Below are 23,835 nucleotides of genomic sequence, written 5' to 3'. Positions count from 1 at the left end.
GCATGGCATTATCAACGTGTAGGTTGGTCTATGATCATTATTTTATTATTGCTTGCAACCCTGATTATAATTTACCTGAGGATTGGTGCGGTTACTACGGAAAAAAGTATTTATGATCGTTTATTGGTTAAATTCCCCTTCAGCCTCTACCTGGGTTGGATATCGGCTGCTACGATTGTTAATTTTAATGTTCTTTTGTATGACATCGGATGGTTGGGGATCGGAACAGGGGGAGTCTTATTTACGATACTGATGATCATTATTGCCTCTTTTATAGCCCTGGCTGTTTTTTACCTGCGCCAGGATTATATTTATGCTGCTGTATTTGTCTGGGCACTGATCGGAATCGGATTGCGTCATGGGTCTGACATTATAGTATTAACGATTTTAGCCTGGCTCTGTGCTGCAGCTATTCTCTTCTTTCTTGGCTGGATTACAGCACGCAAAAATCTCTTGTCGAGAGATTAGAACTTAGCGAATTAGTTATAAACTGTCAATGAAAGGCATATAGTGGATGCATCCTGATAGCAGCAACTTTCGTAGAGACTTGTTGAAGTTGATTACCGGTTCAGTGTTCATTTTGAATGCGGTGATCTTCTTTTTTCAGGCTTTAACAAAAAATCTTTTTCCTCCCCTGCTTATACCATTGCGGGAGACTTTTTTAATCGACAATGCTCAGGCGGGCTTACTTGTTACCCTTGTATTTTTAGGCTATGCCCTTGCCCGTTACCCTTCCGGTATCCTGGCAGACCTTTATGGATGTACCAGGACGCTTCTCTTGGGCAGCATAATGATGTCAATCTCATTTCTGGTGGTAGCCGCTTCACCTAACTATAAGGTTATGGCCATTATGACTTTTTTATTGGGTGTGAGTAGTGGGATATATGTTACAGCAGGATATACTCTTGCGGTGATTATCGGTTCAAGGGAAAGGGCTGCTACAGCAACCGCAGCCTTTGAAAGTTTTGGAATTCTTGCCGGTCTAGTTTCTCCACTACTGGTTACTTTCTTTGTTATTTATTTAGATTGGTATTGGCTTTTTGTTCTCTCCGGTTTGCTGCTTGCACTTTTTACAATTCTTTTCATCAGGATTCGTGGGCAATCTCATGATTTCGAAAAGCAATATGCTATTACCAACGGTGTGCAGGTTGAAGGTGAAGACACCACGGTCAGTTCCAAGCCGGGTAACTCCGGGAATGATAACATCTGGGATAAAGTGTATAGTTCCTTAGGTATTTTTCGAGAACCCGGCATCAGAAGTCTGCTGATTTGGTCTACGCTGGTTGGCGGTTTTGGTGCGCTTTCGGGAACCGGAATTTCATCATTTATCCCCACTTTCTTGGTCGAAGATAAGGGCTTTAGCTTCGAAGTAGCCAACAGGTTATATATTATACTTGCAGTAGCCGGTTTTTCTGCAAAAATTGCCACCGGTTGGCTGGCTGACCGCTTTGGCAACATACTGGTTCTATCAGTCAATTTAAGCTTAAGCATTATTACATTTATCCTGCTTGCCTTTGTAAAAAGCAATATATTGTTGGTTATTATCCTTGCACTGGTGGGTGCGCTCTTTTTTAATACAAATACCCTGATAAATTCATATGTAATACGCTCAATGCCGCATCGTTACCTGGGTGCTGGTTTTGGGATTTTTTGCACTGCATATACTGCAATATATAGTATGGGCCCTTACATGACCGGTTTATTATCAAACCAGTTTGGCCTGAGCCGGGCAATCCAGATCAGCGCTTTCGGAGCTGTTTTGGCCTTGGTTTTAATAATTACTTCGAAAAGGTTCGTCGAGCGAAATTTCCTGTCTGTCACAAATTCTGACTAACAGTAACTTTTTTATTTACTTTGAGCAATATAGATAAAATCTATTTTTTATGTGACATGTGATACCTGAGGTACTTTCTTGATAATAAAAAGCACGGGCTAAAAAGCCCGTGCTTTAAAAAGTCTTTATCGTTGCTTAGAATAGATCCCACCAGTCGGAAGTTGCCGATGAACCCGGTGCAATATTATTCATTTCAAAGGACTCACGTATCTCAGCTTTTCCGACTACTGTCATATCTTCAAAAAGATAAGCATGAGAATGTGGACTGCTAACATCAATATGACGTCTGGTTATGCCGCCAGAAGTAGCCGCTACCTGCTCGATAACAAAATATTCTCCCACGTATTCTTCATTAACAGCAATTTTACCATTATCATCAAAGTACCAGTTGTCACTATCTCCCTCTTCACCAAAAGGTCCACTTGCAGCCGAGAAGGAAGAACTCAAATCACCCGTTTCTCCGGGAAATGCTTCAACGCTGGCTGCCCAGATTTGCTTGGTTAGGGCATAGGCCGGTGCAGTAATTAATATAAACATAAGTATTATAATCGCTACCGAAGCAACTATTTTCAATTTCATTTTAAACACTTCCTTCAATTTCTCGATAGATAACCTTCTATTTAATTTAACATAATGTCTAGAAATTATCAATACCGATACATAGTCGGAAATAATAGCCCATCACTCTTGATACCATATAAAGGTAGGGTTGTTTTTTTATGTAATTCGTTATGTTATAATATATCTAGAAAAATTAAACTTATGGTTAGTATCAACTTTACATGGAGTGATGTGCTGTGAAAAGAATATATTTATTTTACCTATTAATAGTATTGATTATTTTATTTGTGGCCTCTTGTGCAAATGAACCGTCAGCAGTGATGACAGATGTTACAAATGAAGCAGAGATTGATCCAATCACAAATAGTCCCGAAGCGGAATATATTAAAATTAGCGCTGAAGTGGCAAAAGAGATGATCGACAGCCAGGATGTTACTATACTTGATGTCCGTACACCTGAAGAATTTACAGCGGGACATATTGAAGATGCTCTTTTGATTCCGGATTTTGAGATTGTAGAAAAAGCGGAAGAGATGCTTCCTGACAAGGATGCAACCATTCTGGTTTACTGCCGCACCGGTAGGCGTAGTGAAATTGCTTCAAGAAAATTGATCGAGATGGGCTATACGAATGTCTACGACTTCGGCGGCATTGTTGACTGGCTATATGAAATAATAGAATAAATTGCGATGAAATTGGCCTAAAATTGCAGATTGTTTGCAGATAATTTAACAAAAGGCAGGATGGGATGATATTGTTTTAATATTCCCGTCCTGCCTCATTGTTTTGGTCGGAGCGAGAGGATTTGAACCTCCGACCTCTTGGTCCCGAACCAAGCGCGCTACCAAGCTGCGCTACGCCCCGTCGTAAAAATGATTTTAGCATAATGAGCTGTAAAATACAATACAGCTGGTACTTTATGAAGCTTAATCCTATGGGTTTGATTCGGTAATGCAACTTCTTTGGCGACAGGGGCTTGTGAAATAATTAATTTGCGTCAATATTTGCAAAATTATTGACAAATTATCCGATGCCAGATATAATAAGCAATGTAAGATGATTACTATCAATTGAAATATAAAATGCAGCTTGGACCTGAAAGGCGGATATTGCGAGTGCAGTATATCATTTTTATCGGCATCATACTTTTAATATCCTGGGGTGTGAGAATTTTAATTCATAATGACCTGAAAAAAAGAAAGAAACAGAACTAGACCCTTTTATAAATACCTGAGCAAAGGGGAATGTAAAATGCATTACGCTATTCTGTTTGTAATAGTTTTTGCTTCCATTGCTTTTCTAGTCAGGTATATGGTGGCCAAAGATATCCGCAAAGTAGGTTAGACGGGTATTTTGGGAAAGTTCGATTAGCAATTATTTTAATTGACGTTGCATGTGAAATTCATAACTTTGATACAGGTTTAATGTATATATATCTTCGCCGGCTTAGTTAAGTCGGCGAGAGTTTTTAAGATTCATATATAACGGTTTTAAAAGTAGTAATAGTAGTAATAAAGGTTTGATTTTTTACAACAAAAGATTATAATAAAAAAGCTGGTATAGTTGAGGGGGTGTCATGGGCATTCCCTTGTTTGTTTTATGTGCTATTATTAATGTTGAGGTGTCACAGCATATGCAGAAACCAAAGGTTGGAATACCCAGAGCACTTTCATATTATACCTTCTATCCTCTATGGAGAGTTTTTCTTGAAAAGCTGGGAACAGAAGTCGTTTTATCAAGTCCAACAAACCGGCAAATCCTGGAGGATGGCATCAGGGAAACGGTCAATGATGCATGTATACCGATTAAAGTGTTTCATGGACATGTTCTCGATCTAATCAGGAAGGTCGATTATCTGTTCATACCGAGAATGATATCAGCGGACAGCATCGCAACCTTCTGTCCCAAATTTTTGGGACTTCCAGACATGATCCGCTTTACCGGTGTAAATCTGCCGCAAATAATTGATATCCGCTTTAATTTGAAAGGCTTACCCGGAGGTTTATGGCGTTTTTTTCGGGCTGTAGCAAGAGAAATTGGCATTAATAACCCCTTTAAAATCCTCTACGCGCAGTTGAGCGCATTAAAAAAACAGAGATATTATCAAAAGCTACTATCAAAAGGGTTAACGCCGCCGGAAGCTTTGGAACTTGTTTTTGATCGTGATTCACAAATTGAGAAAACTCCAAAGGGGATAAGCCCACTCTTCAATGCTGGAGGTAAAATCGTAATCGGTCTGTTGGGTTATCCCTACGCGATTTTTGATACATTCATCAACGCAGGCGTATATAAACGCTTGCTAAAAATGGGAGTAGAAATCATTACTTTCGAAAAAATTCCCCAGCGCCAGATGCGCCGTATGTCAGCAGAAATGCCCCAAAACTTTTTCTGGTACTACAGCAACCAGGTTTGCTGGGCCGGTATGTTTCTTTTAAACAACAGGGATAAAATTGACGGAATCATTCATATTACTGCATTTGGTTGTGGCCCTGATGCGATGGTTGATAAGCTTCTTGAACTTGAGGCTAAAACAGCAGGTGTTCCTTATATAAATCTCTCGATTGACGAGCATACAGGTGAAGGAGGTGTCCAAACCCGCCTGGAAGCCTTTGTGGATATGCTTTGGGCCAGAAAAGAGAAATCCAGGGTGGTTAATAGCTGATGAAAGTTTTTCTAGGAATAGATGTCGGTTCTGTAAGTACTAATTTAGTTATGCTTGATGAAAATAACGAGGTAATTGCTTTCGAATATTTGCGGACAAGAGGCCAACCTATCCAGGCTGTTCAGGAAGGCATGAGTTTGATTGGTGAAAAATTACCCGGGGAGGCTAGCGTCAGCGGTGTAGGGGTAACCGGTAGCGCCCGGACACTGACTGGTGTGGTAGTTGGAGCAGATGTAGTAAAAAATGAAATTACTGCCCATGCCATAGCGGCTGATATGGTAATGCCTGGTGTGCAGACTGTCCTTGAACTTGGCGGACAGGATTCGAAGATTATTGTTCTACGACATGGTGTGGTAACTGATTTTGCCATGAACACGGTTTGTGCCGCCGGGACCGGTTCTTTTCTGGATCATCAGGCAGCCAGGCTTAATATCCCCATTGAAGATTTTGGATCACTTGCTCTTAAAAGTAACCATCCTGTCCATATTGCCGGACGTTGCTCGGTATTTGCCGAATCTGACATGGTTCATAAGCAGCAGATGGGTCACAATATTGAAGATATTATTGCCGGTCTTTGTGATGCTCTGGTCCGTAACTATTTGAATAACGTGGGCAAAGGGAAAGAAATCCTTGCACCGGTTGTTTTTCAGGGTGGTGTCGCCGCTAATGTCGGTATAAAAGATGCATTTGAAAAAGCTTTGAAACTTGAAGTAGTTGTTCCTGAATATTATCATGTTATGGGAGCGATCGGTTCCGCTCTCCTGGCTCGGCTTGCGATGAAAGATGGCCGGGAAACAGAGTTTCGAGGATTTGCCTTGAGCACCAGGCAGTATGAAGCAAGTTCCTTTGAATGTAACGGTTGCCCCAATATATGTGAGATTATCAACCTCTCATTAGAAGGAGAATTGCTGGCCCGATGGGGAGGGCGTTGTGGCAAGTGGGAAAATTTAAATGATTAAAGGTACAATTTTCAATGTGCAGCGATTTTCGCTGTACGACGGGCCAGGGATACGCACCACAGTATTTTTTAAAGGCTGCCCGCTCTCCTGCTGGTGGTGCCACAATCCCGAAGGGATTGGTGGTGAAGCAAAGCTGGTTGTCGAAACCAGGAGCTGTATTGGCTGTGCGTCCTGTGTAACTATCTGTCCTGAAGGTGCGCTATCTTTAAACGATCAGAATATGGCAGTCATCGATTATAATCGCTGCAATCTCTGCCGAAAGTGCCTTGAGGTTTGCCCGACAGGTGCCCTGGAGTTAATCGGCAGAGAGGTTACAGTTGATGAACTGGTCGATGAGCTTTTAAAAGACAGGATTATTTTCGAGGAATCGGGAGGCGGGGTAACCCTTTCAGGTGGAGAACCGCTTCAGCAGGATGAATTTATTATAAACCTTCTTAAAGCGCTTAAGAAAGAGCAAATCCACACAGTGGTCGATACATCAGGTTGTGCGCCCTGGGAGACGATCGAAGAAGTCGCGAAATGGACTGACCTTTTTCTCTATGATCTCAAGCTCGTTGACAGAGATAAGAGTATGAAGTATACCGGTGTAACTGGTGATAACATCAGGCTGAACCTGCAGAAGATGAATTCTAAGGGGATCAATATCCTGATTAGGGTACCCTTGATCCCCACTGTCAATGATGATCCTGAGAGTCTGAGGTTGCTCGGTGAATTTTTACGGGAATGTGGTATAACAGATTTAGAACTTCTCTCCTATCATAAGCACGGGATACATAAGAAAAAGAAATTGGGTGAAAAATATCAGCTGGCAGATGTTGTCCCCCCGGTTGTTAAGGAAATAAAGAAGATTGTTTCAATTTTAAGTCAGTATGGATTAAACGTTATATATAAGGTGGATGAACATTATGACCTTAAGAGGAATGAACAAAAGGGTTAAAGCTTTAAGGGAGCAAAGTGAAACAACGGTTCCGACGATCAGCCTTGAAAGAGCCAGGTTGGTAACGGAGGTATATAAAAAACATGCCGGTTCAGTTTCTGTTCCCATGCTCAGGGCATTAACGTTTAAGGAAATTTTCGAGAAAAAAACAATCTGTATCAATGAAGGCGAGCTAATTGTTGGTGAACGCGGGCCTGTTCCGCAGTCTGCTCCGACTTATCCAGAGCTATGCTGTCATACCTTAGAAGATCTGCAGATGATCAACGATCGCCCTAAAATATCTTTTAAAATTAGCGAAGAAGATCTGCTTATTCAAAAAGAGGAAATTATCCCCTACTGGAAAGGCAAGTCGATGCGGGATATAATCTTCAGCAAGATGAGTCCACTCTGGCATGACTGTTATTATGCCGGCCTTTTTACTGAATTCATGGAACAGCGTGCACCCGGTCATACTGTTGCCGATGATAAGATCTACCGCAAAGGCATGCTTGATCTGATTAAAGAAATCGATGCTGTGCTTGCCGGATTGGAAGAAAATAATGACCAGGAAACAATCGCCAAAAAAGAACAACTCAAGGCGATGGCAACCTGTGCCGAAGCGCTGATTACTTTTGCCCGGCGTCATGCCGAAAAAGCCAGGGAACTGGCAGGAGCGGAAGATGATTCGGCTCGCAGGCAAGAGCTTTTAAAAATTGCTGAAGTATGTGATAATGTACCGGCCAATGCTCCACGAAACTTACATGAAGCTCTTCAGGCCTACTGGTTTGTCCACCTGGGAGTAATTACCGAATTAAACACCTGGGATTCCTTTTGTCCAGGCAGATTGGACCAACACCTTTTCCCCTTTTTCAAAAAAGGCATTGCTAATGGAGAACTAACCCGTGAACAAGCCCGTGAACTGCTTGAATGCTTCTGGGTCAAATTTAACAACCAGCCGGCCCCGCCAAAAGTGGGAGTAACCCTAAAAGAAAGTGGAACCTATACCGATTTCTGCAATATAAATCTCGGCGGGGTTAAACCCGACGGCAGCGACGGTGTAAATGAGATCACCTACTTATTGCTCGAAGTGATAGATGAAATGAGGCTTCTCCAGCCGAGTACAAACGTGCAGGTAAGTAAGAAGAATCCTGATCTCTTTGTCAGAAAGGCTGCAGAGGTGATCAGGATGGGTTGGGGCCAGCCTTCGGTATTCAATGCCGAGGCTGTAGTCCAGGAACTGCTCAGGCAGGGCAAGTCGCTTGTTGACGCCCGCTGCGGTGGAACAAGCGGATGCGTGGAAACCGGTGCATTCGGTAAGGAAAGCTATATTCTAACCGGGTACTTTAACCTTATGAAGGTTCTTGAGATAACCCTGCACTGTGGAATTGATCCCCAAACCGGTAAAAAAATTGGGATTGACACCCCTGATCCCCGACAGTTTGAAACTTTCGATCAGCTCCTGGATGCCTTTGAAAAACAGCTCGAACATTTCATCGAGATCAAGATCAGCGGTAACGAAATTATCGAAAAACTATATGCGGATAAAATGCCGGCACCCTTTCTATCACTGATCATTGACGACTGCATACAAAATGGACGTGATTACAATGCCGGTGGAGCCCGCTACAATACCAATTACATTCAGGGTGTTGGGATTGGAACGATTACCGACAGCCTCTCAGCGATCAAGACTCATCTATTTGATAATAAAAAATACACCTGGGACGAACTACTATCTGCCCTCGAGGATGATTTTGCTGGGAAAGAAAATATTCGGCAGTTCCTGTTAAACAGGACTCCCCGTTATGGTAACGATGACGATCGGGCAGATAATATTATGCGCGACATCTTCCATCGTTACCATAATATGGTTGAAGGCCGTAAAACATACAGGGGGGGAACGTACCGGATAAATATGCTGCCAACAACCTGTCATGTCTATTTCGGATCGGTAATCGGCGCAACACCGGACGGGAGAAGAGCAGGTCTTCCCCTATCAGAGGGTATATCGCCGGTTCAGGGTGCAGATCGCAGCGGTCCTACCGCTGTCATCAAATCAGCCGCCAAAATGGATCATCTTCTAACAGGCGGAACGCTGCTCAACATGAAGTTTACGCCACAGCTTCTGGCTGGCGAAAAAGGGCTGGATGCCTTGGTCCAGCTGATCCGCAGTTACTTCAGGCTCGATGGACATCATATACAGTTTAACGTAATCGATGCAGCCACTCTCAGGAATGCCCAGCAAAATCCCGAGCAGTATGCCAATTTAATCGTTCGGGTTGCCGGATACAGCGATTACTTCAACAACCTCAGTGTGGAGCTGCAGAATGAGATCATCGAAAGGACTGAACATGAAAATTTCCAGTAGAATTGACATTTCGGTCTTTTTTTGGTGGTTTACAGGTTAAAATAAAATTTGAAAGGGATGATTAACGGCTAATGGAATTAATTGCAAACAGGGTAAGTAAATTGCAGGAAATAATGCACCGGGAAAGTTTTGATTACCTCTTTTTAGGCCCCTCGGCTAATATGTTTTATTTCTCCGGGTTACAGACTTCGCCGGATGAGCGGCTTCAATTGATCATTGTACCTGCCGAGGGCAGACCTTCGGCTGTTTTACCCGAAATGTATCTGGCTAAAGCAGAATCGATCCTTTCTGATAATTTTTCTTTGATCCCCTGGTCTGATCAAAATGATCCTTTCCAGCTTACCGCTTCACGAATTCCAGATAAGGGGAAACTTCGCATTGCTATTGACAACACATTGCGAGCTGATCATCTGATTGGTCTTGGCAAAGTATTCCCTGAAGTTGAGTTTGAAACGGCCTCTGTTTTGGTGGATGCTCTCAGGGTGCAAAAAGATGAGCAAGAGATTAAACTAATGCACGAAGCAGGGAAAATTGCCGATCAGGTTATGTTGAAAGTTCAGAATACGATTAAACCGGGTATGAGTGAAAAGGAACTCGTGGCCTTTATTGAGTTTGAATACAAAAAACTTGGTGATGATATATCCTTCAAACCGATAGTTGCTTCCGGTCCAAACGGGGCTCAGCCGCATCACAGTCCTGGAGATCGCCGTTTCGAAAAAGGAGATTTTATCGTAATAGATTGTGGTGCCCTTTATAAAGGTTACTGTTCGGATATAACCAGGACATTATGTCTGGGTCAGGCGACCGAAGAGATGAAAAAGGTTTATAATACTGTTCGTGATGCAAATGAAGGAGCATTTCAGGCATTTGTGAACAATGATCAACTCAGCGGAGAAGAAGCTGATCAGGCTGCAAGAAAAGTTATCACCGATGCAGGTTATGGTGACTTTTTTATTCATCGCTTAGGACATGGCATAGGCTTGGAGGTTCATGAAGCCCCATATCTGGTTGAAGGAAACAGTACTCCCTTTTCCAAAGGTGCAGCATTTACCATAGAGCCGGGTATTTACCTTTCAGGAAAATTCGGGGTGAGAATTGAGGATGTTGCGGTTTTGACTGACCGGGGACCTCAGCGGTTGACTGCTTTTCCGCGTGAACTGATTGAAATTTAACAGAAGAAAAAAAGCATATGCTTTGTTTGATTTATGGCACTCTTTACAGCTCCAAAGGGTCGATACAAGATAATTGTATATTATGTAATCAACTAGAGGAATTTAGTTGTTTATGTCGAAGTTACCTTCGCTTGTTATTTTTCATAACTTGAATTTAGTAAATGTGGTTAACGGAGGGAGTGATGTTACTGCATCATAGAGCTTTATGGAGTTACTTTGCGCGTCAAATCAATGTGATTTGTATTTAACTAATCTAGGAGGGTGACAATGTTAAAGAAAAGTCTATTTTTACTATTAGCGCTGGTTATGGTTTTCAGCCTGTTTGGTTGTGGCCAGGACTCAGCAGCTCCCGATGCTCCTGCCGATACAGAAGATGAGGCAGAAGAAATTACCTGGAAAATCGGGATCATGTCCAGTACGGTAACTCAGAACGAGGAAGAATTCCGTATGGCTGCTGAAATGCAGGAAAGGTATGGCTCAGATAGGATTCTCCATACCACATATCCTGACCGGTTCATGCAGGAACAGGAAACCACCATTACCAACATGTTGGAAATGGCATCTGATCCTTTGGTCAAGGCTATTGTTATGGTCCAGGCCGTTCCCGGTGCTGTCGCTGCCGTGGACAAAGTAAGAGAAATTCGTCCCGACATGCTTATCATCCTTGGATCGCCCCAGGAAGACCCGGACATTATTGCCCAGAAGGGTGACATTGTCCTTAACACTGATGACCTCGGTCGTGGTGAGCAGATTGCCCAGCATGCTTTTGATCTAGGTGCAGAAGTACTCGTTCACTATTCTTTCCCGCGCCACATGTCAATTGAAATGTTAGCTCAGCGTCGTGAGTTCATGAAAGAAAAAGCTGAAGAACTCGGTATGCTCTTTGTCGATGAAGATGCTCCCGACCCAACCGGTGATGCCGGTGTTCCCGGAACTCAGCAGTTTATCATGGAAGATGTTCCCCGTAAGATTGACCAGTATGGTCCAAACACTGCAGTATTTGGTACTAACTGTGCAATGATGGAGCCTCTAATCCGTCAGGCAGTAGATTATGGCGGAATCTTCCCCGTTCAGTGCTGCCCCTCGCCTTATCACGCACTGCCGGCTGCTTTAGGCATTGAAGTACCTGAAGATAAGAAGGGTGATGTGCCCTGGATGCTGGAGCAGATCGGTATTAAGTGTGCTGAGGCTGGAGCTGCAGGTCGCGTTGCTACCTGGCCGGTTCCTGTTAACATGATGTATATCGAAGCCGGTGTTGAATATGCCATTGAATGGATTAACGCCAATACTGATGGCGCATTAGATAAAGCTAAATTGGTCGAGATTATGGAAGGTATCGCCGGAGGTGCGGTAGTTCTTACCGAATATCCCGGAACCGATAATTACTTCCTCTATCTGTCCGATCATTATATTTTCTAATAATACAACCGGATAGCAGTAATACAGGGTTGCCTATAAAGGGCAACCCTGTATTTCAAATGTACTCAAGGAGGTGAATGCATGTCCGGGCAGCAATTTCTGCTGCAGATGAAAGATGTCGGTAAAAGCTACTATGGCACGACTGTCTTATCAGATATTCAACTGTCTTTAAAACCGGGAGAAATCCACGCTATTGTCGGTGAAAACGGCGCCGGAAAATCGACTTTAATGAATATTCTTTTCGGTATGCCGGTAATCCATTCCACAGGTGGTTTTTCTGGTGAAATACTAATCGAAGGAAAGCACGTCGACATTACATCTCCACAGCAGGCAATGGAAGAAGGCATAGGTATGGTTCACCAGGAATTCATGCTGTTGCCTAACTACACAATAACTGAAAATATTAAACTTAACCGTGAAATTTTGAAAGACAATTTTGTTAGTCGTTTTTTTGGCAAAAAGATGAAATCACTAGATTTCAAAACTATGAATAAAGATGCCCGAAAAGCTCTTGATACTCTTGATATGGATATTGAAGAATATGTTAAAGTAGCCGGACTACCTGTTGGCTACATGCAGTTTACTGAAATAGCAAGAGAAATTGATAAAGCGAACATAAAGATGATGGTTTTTGATGAACCTACCGCTGTACTGGCCGAGAGTGAAGCCTCTAACCTGCTTAAAGCAATGCAAAAGATATCGAAGCAGGGAATTTCAATTTTGTTTATAACCCATCGCCTTGACGAGGTTCTGGAGGTGGCTGAAAATATTACCGTTTTGCGCGACGGTCGTCTTGTTGCAACAAAACGTGCCAATGAAACGAATATTGTTGAACTCGCAGAATTGATGGTCGGCAGAAAAATTGAAACTATGGCCCGCCGGACCGATCAGGTAAAACATGACCAGGTTGTTCTAAGCATGAAAAATTTATCGGTCAGAATGCCCGGGGAAAAAGTTAAAGGTTTAAACCTGGATGTTCACAAAGGAGAAATCCTCGGGATTGGCGGACTTGCCGGACAGGGTAAGATCGGTTTGGCGAACGGAATCATGGGTCTCTACCCGGCCAGTGGAGAAGTTCTGATCAATGGAGAAGCTCTTACGCTGAACAGTCCCCGTGAATCAATGAAAAAGAAAATAGCATTTTTATCGGAAGATCGCAGGGGAGTAGGTCTCTTGCTTGGTTCCTCTATTGAGATGAACATTGTAATTACAGCTATCCAAAATCAAAATCGTTTTCTTAAAAAATTAGGATTTATGACCCAAATTGATCATTCAACAATCAGAGAGCAAGCCCTGAAAATGATTAAAGAGCTTGATATACGATGTACCGGTCCTGGTCAACTGGTACGAAGACTAAGCGGTGGTAACCAACAAAAGGTCTGTATTGCCCGGGCATTGACCCTTGATCCCGATATATTACTGGTTTCTGAACCGACCCGGGGAATCGATATCGGGGCCAAGAGACTTGTTCTGGAAACACTGGTCAAACTTAACGAGGAATTGGGTATGACTATTATAATGACCTCCAGCGAACTTGCTGAACTGCGAAGTGTATGTGACCGGATTGCCATCATAACCGATGGAATGCTGGCCGGTATTCTCAAACCCGACGATTCGGATGCCGATTTCGGCTTGATGATGGCCGGGCAAAAAAGCAGGAAGGGGGCATAATTGATGCTGAGTTTATTGAAAAGCTTTTATACCAATTTTGGACTGCCCAGGTTGATCATATTAGGCTTCTTCCTTCTTTTATGTTTCATGGCTGTAGTGCTTGACATAAATTTTCCTGATTTAATGTCTTCAAGTTTGGTCAGGATTGCCATGAATGGAGTTCTTGTCCTGGCCATCCTGCCTTCAATTGCCTGTGGAACGGGACCTAACTTTGGTGTCTCGCTGGGTATCTTATGCGGCCTGGTCGGTGGATTGATTTCCATGGAGAATCAGTTCGATGGGTATACAAATTTTATGATGGCCATAATCTTTTCCCTTCCTTTTGCGGTAATTGTCGGCTTCGGTTACGGTTGGCTGATGAACAAGGTAAAGGGTTCGGAAATGATGTTTGCCATGTTTATCGGATGGTCTGCTGTTTCTCTGATGAAAATATTTTGGCTGCTTGCTCCATTCAATAACCCGGAAATGGCCTGGCCGATTGGCCGTGGTGTTCGCGTAACCATATCACTTGTTAACCGCGGTTTAGCGCAACTTCTTAACAGTACGTGGTCGTTTACTGTTGGTGGTGTAGTTATTCCAACTGGTTTGATCCTGTTTTTTCTTTTTTGCTGCCTGCTTGTCTGGTTGTTCATGAGAACAAAAACAGGAGTGGCCATGCAGGCTGCCGGAGATAATCCGCGTTTTGCTACTGCAGCCGGAATAAATGTTGATGGGCAGCGTATCATTGGGTCAATTGTTTCTACTATACTCGGAGCCGTTGGTATACTAGTTTATGCACAAAGTTTTGGTTTTTATCAGCTATATGAGGGCCCGCATTTTATGCCCATGATTGCTGTTGCTGCGATCCTTATTGGAGGGGCATCGATTAAAAAGGCATCGATTGCCAATGTGATTATCGGGGTTGTTCTCTTCCAGGGTATTCTGGTTGTTGCCATGCCTGTCTTTAATATCTTTACCCAGGATATGGCCAGCATGGCTGAAATCTCAAGGGTCGTTATTCAGAATGGTATTATTCTCTACGCTCTAACGCAAATTGTTTCGGGGGGGGATTAAGATGAGTAAAAAAGCAGCTGATATACATACAAAAAAGCCAACTTCAAAATATAAAAAAGCAGTGGTTGAATTTCTGACGAAACACATGGTTACCATAATGTTCATAGTTTTAAGTATTATAGGACTTTACCTATCAGGAATGAATTCCACGCTCTATCTTACTGATATTATCTCCCGTGTTTCCCGAAATTCATTTTTGGTCCTGGCTCTAATCATCCCTGTCATTGCAGGGATGGGTTTAAACTTTTCAATAGTTTTGGGCGCAATGGCTGCCCAGGCAATCATTATTTTCGTTACCGATTGGGGGGTAGTCGGTTTTCCCGGTATTTTGCTCTGTATCGTTCTGGTTACCCCTCTTTCTATACTTTTGGGTTATATGACCGGTAAACTTTTTAACAGGACCAAAGGTCAGGAAATGATCACCGGGTTAATCCTTGGTTTTTTTGCTGCCGGCATCTACTGGTTTATCTTCCTCCAGCTGGTTGGTGGCGTTATACCTATGGATAACGAAGTCCTGTTGCTTAGTTCTGGAGTTGGGATCAGAACCACTATAGACCTTACAGGTGGCCTGCGCTACGGCTTAGATGACGTATACAGGTTGTCACTGCCCATTATGATAGTGATCATAGGTGGTATAATGGCCTTGTATCAGGGAGTTAGCTTCATCGGATCAGATAAAGAAGGTGATGCAAAATCCCGTTTTTACTTTGGAATTGTCCTTGCTGTGGCCTTTATAGTTGGAGGGATCATTATTATATCAAGCGGGTCTATGATCAATAATATTCGTGTTCCAGTGGCTACATGGATTGCCATTGCCGGACTATGTATTTTTCTGACCTTCTTTTCCCGCACCAAACTTGGACAGGATATGAGAACTGTTGGACAGGATCGTCATATAGCTGCCGTTTCGGGAATCGAAGTTGATAAAGTGAGGATTATTGCTATAATATTCTCCACAGTATTTGCCTCATGGGGCCATATAATTTTTCTACAGAATATGGGTGCCTGGAGTACTTACGGTAGCCATGAGCAGATTGGTTTCTATGCTATTGCAGCTATATTGATCGGAGGAGCTACTGTTTCAAAGGCTACTATTGGACAGGCATTGCTGGGGGTTTTTCTATTTCATACCCTCTTTATCGTAGCTCCTGCAGCCGGACGGGAGCTGTATGGAGATGCACAGATTGGAGAATACTTCCGGGTATTTGTCGCTTATGGGGTTATTGGTGCTGCCCTGGCTTTACATGCCTGGAAAACAAGATTGCAGAGCAAGCAGAAGCTAGGGGCATAAATTTTTACAGCTTCCTTGCTGAAAAATCAAGCAAATTCAACATGATATTAAATAACGGGGACATGCTGTAAAAGCATGTCCCTGCTAACGGGAGTGGACAAACATTGAAACTTACCCCAGAAAATGTGTTAAGTGATCTGATTCGTATAAATAGTTCAAATCCACCGGGTAATGAGACAGCAGTAGCAGTTTACCTGAAGAAACTATTTGCTGATTTCGGAGTTGATGGCGAGGTTATCGAGCCTGAAACAGGACGAGGCAGTTTTATAGCCCGGATCGGAAAAGGCTCGAAACGCCTGCTATTTGTTTCTCACATAGATGTTGTCCCGGCCGGTGATGACTGGGATTTTGACCCATTTGGCGGTGAAATTAAAGACGGCATTATATATGGGCGGGGTTCATTGGACTGTAAGGACCTTACAGCGGCCCAGGTTGTTTCTGCTTTGGAACTGTTCTCTGAAGGTCTGCCTTTGAACGGTGAACTGATTATCGCGGCTATGGCCGATGAAGAAAAGGGCGGCACGCTTGGAGCAGGCTACCTGATCGATAAATACCCTGAAAAACTGATGGCTGATTACGCTATTAATGAAGGCGCTGAGCAGCCAATCTTTCAGGGAGATAAGATGATCTACTTTTTCCAGGTTGGGGAGAAGGGGATTGCCTGGTGTAAATTGAGAGCGAAAGGTGTTGCAGGCCACGGTTCAGTCCCAACACTTGCCGACAATGCCGTGGTTAAGCTTGCCCGGGCGTTGAGTAAACTTCATGAATACCGCTCGCAAGTAGTATTGATCCCGGAAGTCGAGAAATTATTGGGTAAACTTGCTGTACTCTGTGGGGCTAATAGTAGTTCTGTAAGTCCGGAAAAGGTTGACAAAATGCTTGAAGAAATGGGACTGAATAAAGCGTTTACAGAAACTCTGCGTTCCATGACCCGAATGACAATATCACCTAACATTATACAGGGTGGGACAAAAACGAACATAGTGCCTGATTTTTGCGAAGCGGAAGTAGATATCAGGATTTTACCCGGACAGGATAAAGCTTATGTTGAAAAAGAGTTGCGCCCGGTTATCGGTGAGGAAATAGAAATTGAATTTACCGAATATCAAATGCCAACATTTTCCAGTGCCGATGATCCATTCTATAAACTGATGGAGACAGTTACACTGGATATGGCTGGTTCCGATGCGATTTGTCTGCCGGCAATCTCAGCTGGCTCAACAGATTCTAAATACCTGCGTAGTGCCGGGATACCTTCCTATGGTATTGGTCATATGGATAAAAATTATGACCAGCAGGCGAGGATTACAGTTCACGGCAGGAATGAACGTAATGATGTTGCCAGCCTGCGTTTCAAAACCGCATTCCTCAAAAAACTGGCTCGCCGGTACCTTGCTTAATCAATATATGAATTATCATATGAAGCATTCCTATTAATGGGCACTTTCTTGTAAAGTGCCCTTAAAAGTTATAAAATAGTAAAACGATATTTTGTACTAACTGGACAATTCGTTGTAGTAGATAACTTACTGGAGGTTAAAGTTATGAAGGTTGGGTTCGGACATATGGGAACATTAACCCCTATTATAGAAATGATTCTTGAAGACCTTGGACATGAATCGATAACACCTTACCGCCCTACTCGCCAGACCTTGGCTTTGGGCGCTAAATATTCGCCGGAGTTTGCCTGTATCCCCTTTAAGATAGTTTTGGGAACATATATTGAGTGTTTGCAGCGTGGAGCCGATACACTGGCCAGTGGTGGGGGGTATGGTCCTTGCAGGGCCGGCCTCTATGGTGAACTGCATCACCGAATTTTACGAGATATAGGTTATGATCCCGACTTTATCTTTTTCTGGCCTCCGCTCCGCAAACCTGGTCACTTTATCCGGCAGTTAAAAAAACTCAAAGGCAGTCATTCCTGGGCATACCTTTGGAGAACAATAAAAAGAGCTTATACCAAGCTCTCAGTTATTGATGATTTAGAAATGACGACGCAGAGTGTTAGAGCCCGGGAATGTACCCATGGGACGACATCAAAAGCTTTTAATAAAGCGCTGGACATGGTGCGTGAGGCTAAGACCTATCCTGAAATCGTGGAAGCCGGTGCAGAAGCAGGGAAGCTTCTAAAGCAGGTTCCACATGATGAAAGTAAGCAGCCGCTGAAAGTAGGCATCATCGGAGAGATTTATGTTCAACTGGAACCGTTCGCCAACTTCTATCTTGAAGAACAACTCGGCCACATGGGCGTTGAAGTAAGGCGCAGCATTTATTTAACCAGTTATACAAAACATGATGTTCTTTCAACAAAAGGTGATATGGGCAGCAGACGATTGGCTATGCCATATCTTGGTCAGAAAATCGGTGGTCACGGTCAAAACAGTGTTGGTGATATTATTCGTTATTCAAAGATAGGGTATGATGGAGTTGTCCAGCTTGCTCCCTTTTCTTGTATTCCTGAAATAGTTGCCAAAAGTCTTGTTCCTCATTTGACGAAAGAATATGGTATTCCTGTTCTCACCCTTTTTATTGATGAGCAGACCGGAGCAGCAGGGGTACAAACCAGACTCGAAGCATTTGTTGATTTGATGGAACAACGTCGATCAAGAAGCCTCGGTCTTGGCGCTTAAGCGGAGAATAGCTAATGTCCCTCACTTTTGGTTCAATCAAAATTTCACCCGGCCTGGCTTTAGCCCCGATGGCCGGTATAACCAATCACCCGTTTCGCCTTATAGCCAAAGAGCAGGGATGTCCTCTGGTTTACACAGAAATGATCAGTGCCAAGGGTGTCGTCTATAATGGAAGGCGTACGTATAACCTTTTTTACCATACAGATCAAGAACGGCCTATTGGCTTTCAGATCTTTGGATCAGATCCTGTAATCATGGCTGAAGCAGCTTCTATCATTGAAAATGTAGGTGCTGATTTTATTGATCTTAACCTGGGCTGCCCGACAAGAAAAATAACCCGCAATAGTGAAGGTGGAGCCCTGATGCGTGAACCGAAATTATGCAGCAGCATTTTCAGGGCTGTGGTATCTGCTGTAAACTGTCCGGTTACTGTCAAACTGCGTAAAGGCTGGAACGAATATTTTACAAATGTAGTGGATGTAGCAAGAAGAGCAGAAGCAGAAGGAATTGGCGCTGTAACCGTTCACGGGCGGACTGTCGAACAGGGTTACAGCGGCAGGGCCGATTGGGACTCGATTACTGCTGTTAAAGCTGCTTTAACTATTCCGGTAATCGGTAATGGGGATATTAATTCGCCTCAGGCTGCTGAAGCTATGTTCAGGTATACCGGTTGTGATGGAATCATGATCGGGAGGGCTGCCAGGGGCAATCCATGGATCTTTAACTCTGTCAGGGCAAAACTTGAGGGTAAACCTGAACCACAAGAACCTACACTTACTGAAATTGTTCACATGATCTATAAACATTTTATGCTCCTGAATAATTTTAAAGGTGAAATTTTAGCAGCCCGCGAAATGCGTCGACATGCAAACTGGTATATACGGGGGATCCCGGGCGCTGCCGCTATAAGACATAAGCTGACTGCCATTACAAGTTATGATGAGCTTAAAGCAATTCTTGAAGAATTTCTGAAAAAGGTCTGAAAATGTAATTTGTTTGCTCCATGAGAACCTTAATGCTAAAATAGAGGCGATCACAATCTTGTGCACATTGCTGGGAAAAGGTAAAAGGTGAAATGAATACAGACCGTATATTCAGGATTGGCGAAAAGATGGTTAGCCTTGAAAAAGCAAGCAGGATCGTGGAAAAAGCGCTCGACCTTCGCGAACAGGGATATTCTCAACAGGAATCGGCTAAACGGTTGCAGCTGGATCGCAGTTTTGTTTCCCGTCTTGAATCGGTAGGTGAGATTCGCAAGGGGAACCGGGTTGCCGTCATCGGCTTTCCTCTGGCCAATAGGGATACTATTGCAGATATATGCCGTGCTGCAGGACTTGATTTCTACCTGCTCATGACCAATGAAGAACGTTGGGATATGGTTCGCGACAAACAGGCTCTTGATTTTTTCAATCGAGTGCTAGAACTCGTGAAGCGTTTAAGAGAATTTGATACCCTGATTATGATTACCTCTGATAAATGGCGGCAGCTTGCAGAAGCTCTGCTGGATATTCAGATTGTATATATCAATCTTGGCTCTACCCCGATCCAGGAAGACCGGGAGGTAAACCTAGACCTTTTTAATCAAACACTTGATATGGTTCTAAATCGAGATCAGGAACGAAGGGAGATCAAAACTGTTGAAACACATTGTGGGGATTAGCCTCGGTTCATCAGAAAGAGATCACATGGTTACCGTTGAATTAAAAGGCGAGCAGTACAAGATTGAACGAATCGGTACTGACGGCAATATGAAGAAAATGATTGAAAAAATTGAAGAGCTCGATGGAAAGGTCGATGCTTTCGGTCTTGGTGGGATGGATTTATACATATATGCTGTTGACCGTCGTTATGAGATACGTGATGCACGGAGGATTGTCAGGGCAGCCCGGAAAACTCCGATTGTCGATGGTTCCGGCCTGAAAAATACCCTGGAACGCCGGGCAATTGAGTATCTTGCAGAAAATACCGATATCTTTGAATCCCCACGAAAAGTACTCCTCATGTGTGCCATGGACAGGCTCGGTATGGCCCAGGCTTTGGAAAAGGCTGGTTGCATAATGACTTATGGAGATCTACCATATATCCTTGGAGTTCCCAAATCCCTCTCTTCTTTGAAAACACTTGCGGCCATTGCCAGGATCCTGGCACCCATCGTCGGCCAGCTCCCCTTCACGATGATTTATCCCACAGGAGAAAAACAGACCGTTAACAAGCCGCGGTTCACCAAATACTTTCTTGAAAATGAGATAATCGCCGGTGACTTTCATTTTATCCATCGCTATATGCCGGAACAGCTACCCGGTAGAATTATAATAACGAATACAGTAACCAGATCTGACATTGATTTTTTGAAAAACAGGGGAGTAAAAACCTTGATCACAACTACTCCTGAAATGGAAGGGCGTTCCTTTGGAACAAATGTGATGGAAGCCCTTCTGGTTTGTATGGGCGGGGGTAAAAATGAACTGAGTGAAGAACAATATAATCAGCTTTTAAAAGAAATCAACCTGGTGCCCAGAATTGTTAATCTTCAGGGATAATTAATCTTGACAAGAACATGGGAAGACTTTATAATATAGCAAAAATTGAAGATTCTGTGTCATCGGTGTCGAGTTTGGCTTGACACTATCTTTATCTTTACTGGCTTCGTGCAGATATGATGAAGCCGTTCTTTATTTTAACAGCTCAGACAGTTACAACAGCAGATTTATACTATAGTCATGTTAGTGTGTATACCACACAATGTGAAAGGGGGCAAACCAATATGGAAAAAACAAATGATGAGTTACTACTGACAAAAGGCGGTTTGGATAAACTGGAGAAAGAGTTAAACCATCTTCGAAGTGTTAAACGTAAGGAAATTGCTGCGCGCATCAAGGAAGCCATATCGTTTGGCGACATAACAGATAACTCTGAATATGAAGATGCCAAGAATGAACAGGCCTTCATCGAGGGTAGAATTATCACCCTGGAAAAAATGCTGAGAAGAGCGCGTATACTGGAAAAAGAGGACAATGATGATCTTCATATTGTGCTTGGTTCGACGGTGATACTTAAAGATCTGGACCTTAATGAAAAACAAGAATATACACTGGTTAGTACTGCTGAAGCGGATCCGACAGATAAGAAAATCTCGAATGAATCACCGGTCGGAAAAGCGATTATGGGCAGGACTGTTGGTGAGCAGGTAGAAATTAAGGTTCCTGCCGGAACTGTAAAGTATAAAATTGAAGCAGTAAACTAAGCTGTCCGGAGGTTATATGATGGAGCAGGAACAACAAATGAGTGAACTGCTGCAGGTCAGGCGGCGGAAAATGGAAGAATTAAGGAAAAGAGGCATAGAGCCTTTCGGTTCAAAGTTTGAAGCAGATCATTATTCAAATGAAATTATAGATCATTTTGATTCCCTGGAAGGAAAGAATGTTACCGTTGCTGGTCGGCTGATCAGCTTCCGCTCCCACGGCAAAGCTACATTTGCCCACCTTCAGGATTATCATGGGCAAATTCAAGTTTATTTTAGGAAAGATGATCTCGGGGATGAAAAATATGACATCCTCGAGCTGGTTGATATTGGTGATTTTCTCGGTATAACCGGCGAGGTTTTCAGAACCCAGCGCGGAGAGATCACCATCAAGGTCACAGACTTTACCTATTTATCCAAGGCTTTGCGTCCGCTGCCAGAAAAATGGCATGGTTTAAAAGATGTGGAGCTGCGTTACCGGCAGAGATACGTTGACCTGATTGTTAATCAGGAAGTAAAACAGACATTTATAAACCGCAGCCGTATTATTTCTACCATGCGTCAATTGTTGAATGAATGGGGATTTTTGGAAGTGGAAACCCCGATCATGCAGACCATAGCCGGTGGTGCTTTAGCCCGTCCTTTCATAACCCACCATAATGCGCTGGATATAAAGCTTTATCTGCGTATAGCAACCGAGCTCCATCTGAAAAGGCTCCTGGTAGGTGGACTTGATAAGGTATACGAAATAGGGCGGATCTTTCGCAACGAAGGCATCTCAACTATCCATAACCCTGAATTTACTTCTGTTGAGATTTACCAGAATTACGCCGACTATGAAGATATGATGAGGATTACCGAAAATCTTATTTTCCAGATTGCAGTAAAAGTCTTCGGTACCGGTAAGCTTACCTTTCAGGGGAAGGAACTGGATCTTACTCCTCCCTGGCCGCGTGAGTCAATGATCGAAGTTGTTCGTAAATATTCAGGAGTTGATTTCTCTCAACTTCCGGATGCTACTGCTGCCTTTGATGCTGCCAGGAAAGCCGGCCTTGAACTGGACAAAGGGATGTCCTGGGGCGATATTCTCTACCTGTTTTTCGAGGAATTTTGTGAAGAACAGCTTATCTCGCCTATTTTTGTTACCGGGTTTCCCATCGAGGTATCGCCTCTGGCCAAAAAGATGCCTGAAGACCCCCGCCTGACTATCCGTTTTGAAGGCTTTATAGCCGGTTGGGAGATTGCCAATGCCTTTACCGAGCTGAACGACCCCATCGACCAGCGCGAAAGATTTGAACAGCAGCTATCAAGGCGTGAAGCAGGTGACGATGAGGCTCATGTGATGGATGAAGACTTTATCACTGCGCTTGAATACGGGATGCCCCCGGCAGGTGGTTTGGGAATCGGAATCGACAGGATGATCATGCTTTTAACCGACAATATCTCTATCCGGGATGTAATTCTTTTCCCCACCCTTCGGCCGAAACAGGCCGGAGAATAAAAAAGTTTCATTTTAAGCAAAAAAAGTCAAAAAACGTTTGACAAAGAAAAAAGGCCATGCTAATATTAAAAGGTCGTGCTCACACCATAGGAGCAGCAGGAAACATGAAGCTGCTCCATATATTTGCCATAACGGATGAACAAAATCTGGTGAGTACGGAATCCGCTCTTTGAAAACTGGATAGGGTAAGGAAGGGTCTCTATTAAGAGATCTTGTGACCAGATAATTTTGAGTGAAGGATTTAACGGTGATAGTTTATGTTTTTTATAAATATAAACTGGAGAGTTTGATCCTGGCTCAGGACGAACGCTGGCGGCGTGCTTAACACATGCAAGTCGAGCGAAGCGTATTTGGTAGCTTGCTACCGGGTATGACTGAGCGGCGAACGGGTGAGTAACACGTGGGTGATCTACCTGGTAGACGGGGATAACAGTTGGAAACGGCTGCTAATACCCGATGACATCGTTTATTCGGTTAAGCGATCAAAGGAGTTTCGCTATCAGATGAGCCCGCGGTCCATTAGTTAGTTGGTAGGGTAAAGGCCTACCAAGGCGATG

At 43.4% G+C, this 23,835-nt stretch carries 20 protein-coding genes, 1 tRNA gene and 1 rRNA gene; 20 read left to right on the top strand and 2 right to left on the bottom strand.

What is annotated here, in order from left to right; all coding sequences use genetic code 11:
- Positions 1-468, top strand: a 468-nt coding sequence (locus SCJ97_00110) for a tryptophan-rich sensory protein (protein ID MDW7738448.1), incomplete at its 5' end; no start/stop codon positions are given.
- Positions 469-550: 82 nt separating this feature from the next.
- Complete coding sequence (locus SCJ97_00105; protein ID MDW7738447.1) at positions 551-1,834, top strand: MFS transporter; 1,284 nt, start codon at positions 551-553, stop codon at positions 1,832-1,834.
- A 135-nt stretch (positions 1,835-1,969) separates the two neighbouring features.
- On the opposite strand, the gene SCJ97_00100 is transcribed toward SCJ97_00105, so the two are convergent.
- Positions 1,970-2,413 carry a hypothetical protein gene (locus SCJ97_00100; GenBank protein MDW7738446.1) on the bottom strand — a complete coding sequence of 148 codons (444 nt, stop codon included), beginning with the start codon at positions 2,411-2,413 and terminating at the stop codon, positions 1,970-1,972.
- Positions 2,414-2,715: 302 nt separating this feature from the next.
- Between SCJ97_00100 and SCJ97_00095 the strand changes: the two genes are divergently transcribed.
- Positions 2,716-3,078: a rhodanese-like domain-containing protein gene (locus SCJ97_00095; GenBank protein ID MDW7738445.1), complete on the top strand. Its 363-nt coding sequence runs from the start codon at positions 2,716-2,718 to the stop codon at positions 3,076-3,078.
- A gap of 104 nt (positions 3,079-3,182) precedes the next feature.
- Here SCJ97_00095 and SCJ97_00090 read toward each other — a convergent pair.
- Positions 3,183-3,259: transfer RNA gene (locus tag SCJ97_00090), tRNA-Pro, on the bottom strand.
- Positions 3,260-4,028: 769 nt separating this feature from the next.
- On the opposite strand from SCJ97_00090, the gene SCJ97_00085 reads away from it, so the two are divergent.
- The 17 genes from SCJ97_00085 to SCJ97_00005 form a co-directional block, all read left to right on the top strand.
- Positions 4,029-5,057: an acyl-CoA dehydratase activase-related protein gene (locus tag SCJ97_00085; protein MDW7738444.1), complete on the top strand. Its 1,029-nt coding sequence runs from the start codon at positions 4,029-4,031 to the stop codon at positions 5,055-5,057.
- A complete protein-coding gene (locus SCJ97_00080) occupies positions 5,057-6,016 on the top strand; it encodes an acyl-CoA dehydratase activase (GenBank protein MDW7738443.1) in 960 nt (319 codons plus the stop codon). The genes SCJ97_00085 and SCJ97_00080 overlap by 1 nt, the downstream gene beginning before the upstream one ends.
- Positions 6,009-6,953 carry a glycyl-radical enzyme activating protein gene (locus SCJ97_00075; GenBank protein MDW7738442.1) on the top strand — a complete coding sequence of 315 codons (945 nt, stop codon included), beginning with the start codon at positions 6,009-6,011 and terminating at the stop codon, positions 6,951-6,953. The genes SCJ97_00080 and SCJ97_00075 overlap by 8 nt, the downstream gene beginning before the upstream one ends.
- Positions 6,937-9,300 (top strand): glycyl radical protein, encoded by a 2,364-nt coding sequence (locus tag SCJ97_00070; GenBank protein ID MDW7738441.1) that lies wholly within the window; start codon positions 6,937-6,939, stop codon positions 9,298-9,300. The genes SCJ97_00075 and SCJ97_00070 overlap by 17 nt, the downstream gene beginning before the upstream one ends.
- Positions 9,301-9,371: 71 nt before the next feature.
- Positions 9,372-10,472 carry a Xaa-Pro peptidase family protein gene (locus SCJ97_00065; protein ID MDW7738440.1) on the top strand — a complete coding sequence of 367 codons (1,101 nt, stop codon included), beginning with the start codon at positions 9,372-9,374 and terminating at the stop codon, positions 10,470-10,472.
- A 267-nt stretch (positions 10,473-10,739) separates the two neighbouring features.
- Complete coding sequence (locus SCJ97_00060; protein ID MDW7738439.1) at positions 10,740-11,891, top strand: DUF3798 domain-containing protein; 1,152 nt, start codon at positions 10,740-10,742, stop codon at positions 11,889-11,891.
- An 81-nt stretch (positions 11,892-11,972) separates the two neighbouring features.
- On the top strand, positions 11,973-13,562 hold the full coding sequence (locus tag SCJ97_00055; protein MDW7738438.1) for a sugar ABC transporter ATP-binding protein: 1,590 nt from the start codon (positions 11,973-11,975) through the stop codon (positions 13,560-13,562).
- A gap of 3 nt (positions 13,563-13,565) precedes the next feature.
- Positions 13,566-14,615: an ABC transporter permease gene (locus SCJ97_00050; protein MDW7738437.1), complete on the top strand. Its 1,050-nt coding sequence runs from the start codon at positions 13,566-13,568 to the stop codon at positions 14,613-14,615.
- Position 14,616: 1 nt separating this feature from the next.
- Positions 14,617-15,906: an ABC transporter permease gene (locus SCJ97_00045; protein MDW7738436.1), complete on the top strand. Its 1,290-nt coding sequence runs from the start codon at positions 14,617-14,619 to the stop codon at positions 15,904-15,906.
- 104 nt (positions 15,907-16,010) lie between these two features.
- Positions 16,011-17,306, top strand: a complete 1,296-nt coding sequence (locus SCJ97_00040) for a M20/M25/M40 family metallo-hydrolase (protein MDW7738435.1) — start codon at positions 16,011-16,013, stop codon at positions 17,304-17,306.
- A 144-nt stretch (positions 17,307-17,450) separates the two neighbouring features.
- Positions 17,451-18,536, top strand: coding sequence for a CoA protein activase (locus SCJ97_00035; protein ID MDW7738434.1), 1,086 nt, complete (start codon positions 17,451-17,453; stop codon positions 18,534-18,536).
- A 14-nt stretch (positions 18,537-18,550) separates the two neighbouring features.
- Entirely contained in the window at positions 18,551-19,519 is a 969-nt protein-coding gene (gene dusB, locus SCJ97_00030; protein MDW7738433.1) for a tRNA dihydrouridine synthase DusB, read from the top strand.
- 92 nt (positions 19,520-19,611) lie between these two features.
- Positions 19,612-20,196: a transcriptional regulator gene (locus SCJ97_00025; protein MDW7738432.1), complete on the top strand. Its 585-nt coding sequence runs from the start codon at positions 19,612-19,614 to the stop codon at positions 20,194-20,196.
- On the top strand, positions 20,174-21,076 hold the full coding sequence (locus SCJ97_00020) for a quinate 5-dehydrogenase (protein ID MDW7738431.1): 903 nt from the start codon (positions 20,174-20,176) through the stop codon (positions 21,074-21,076). Before SCJ97_00025 ends, SCJ97_00020 begins: the two co-directional genes overlap by 23 nt.
- Positions 21,077-21,300: 224 nt before the next feature.
- Positions 21,301-21,780, top strand: coding sequence for a transcription elongation factor GreA (gene greA / locus SCJ97_00015; protein ID MDW7738430.1), 480 nt, complete (start codon positions 21,301-21,303; stop codon positions 21,778-21,780).
- A gap of 16 nt (positions 21,781-21,796) precedes the next feature.
- Positions 21,797-23,278 carry a lysine--tRNA ligase gene (gene lysS / locus SCJ97_00010; GenBank protein ID MDW7738429.1) on the top strand — a complete coding sequence of 494 codons (1,482 nt, stop codon included), beginning with the start codon at positions 21,797-21,799 and terminating at the stop codon, positions 23,276-23,278.
- Positions 23,279-23,552: 274 nt separating this feature from the next.
- Positions 23,553-23,835, top strand: a 16S ribosomal RNA gene (locus SCJ97_00005); the annotation flags it as partial.

Source organism: Bacillota bacterium, assembly GCA_033549065.1.
Lineage (GTDB): Bacteria > Bacillota > Dethiobacteria > DTU022 > DTU022 > JAWSUE01.
This window is presented reverse-complemented; position numbering and strand designations above follow the sequence as displayed.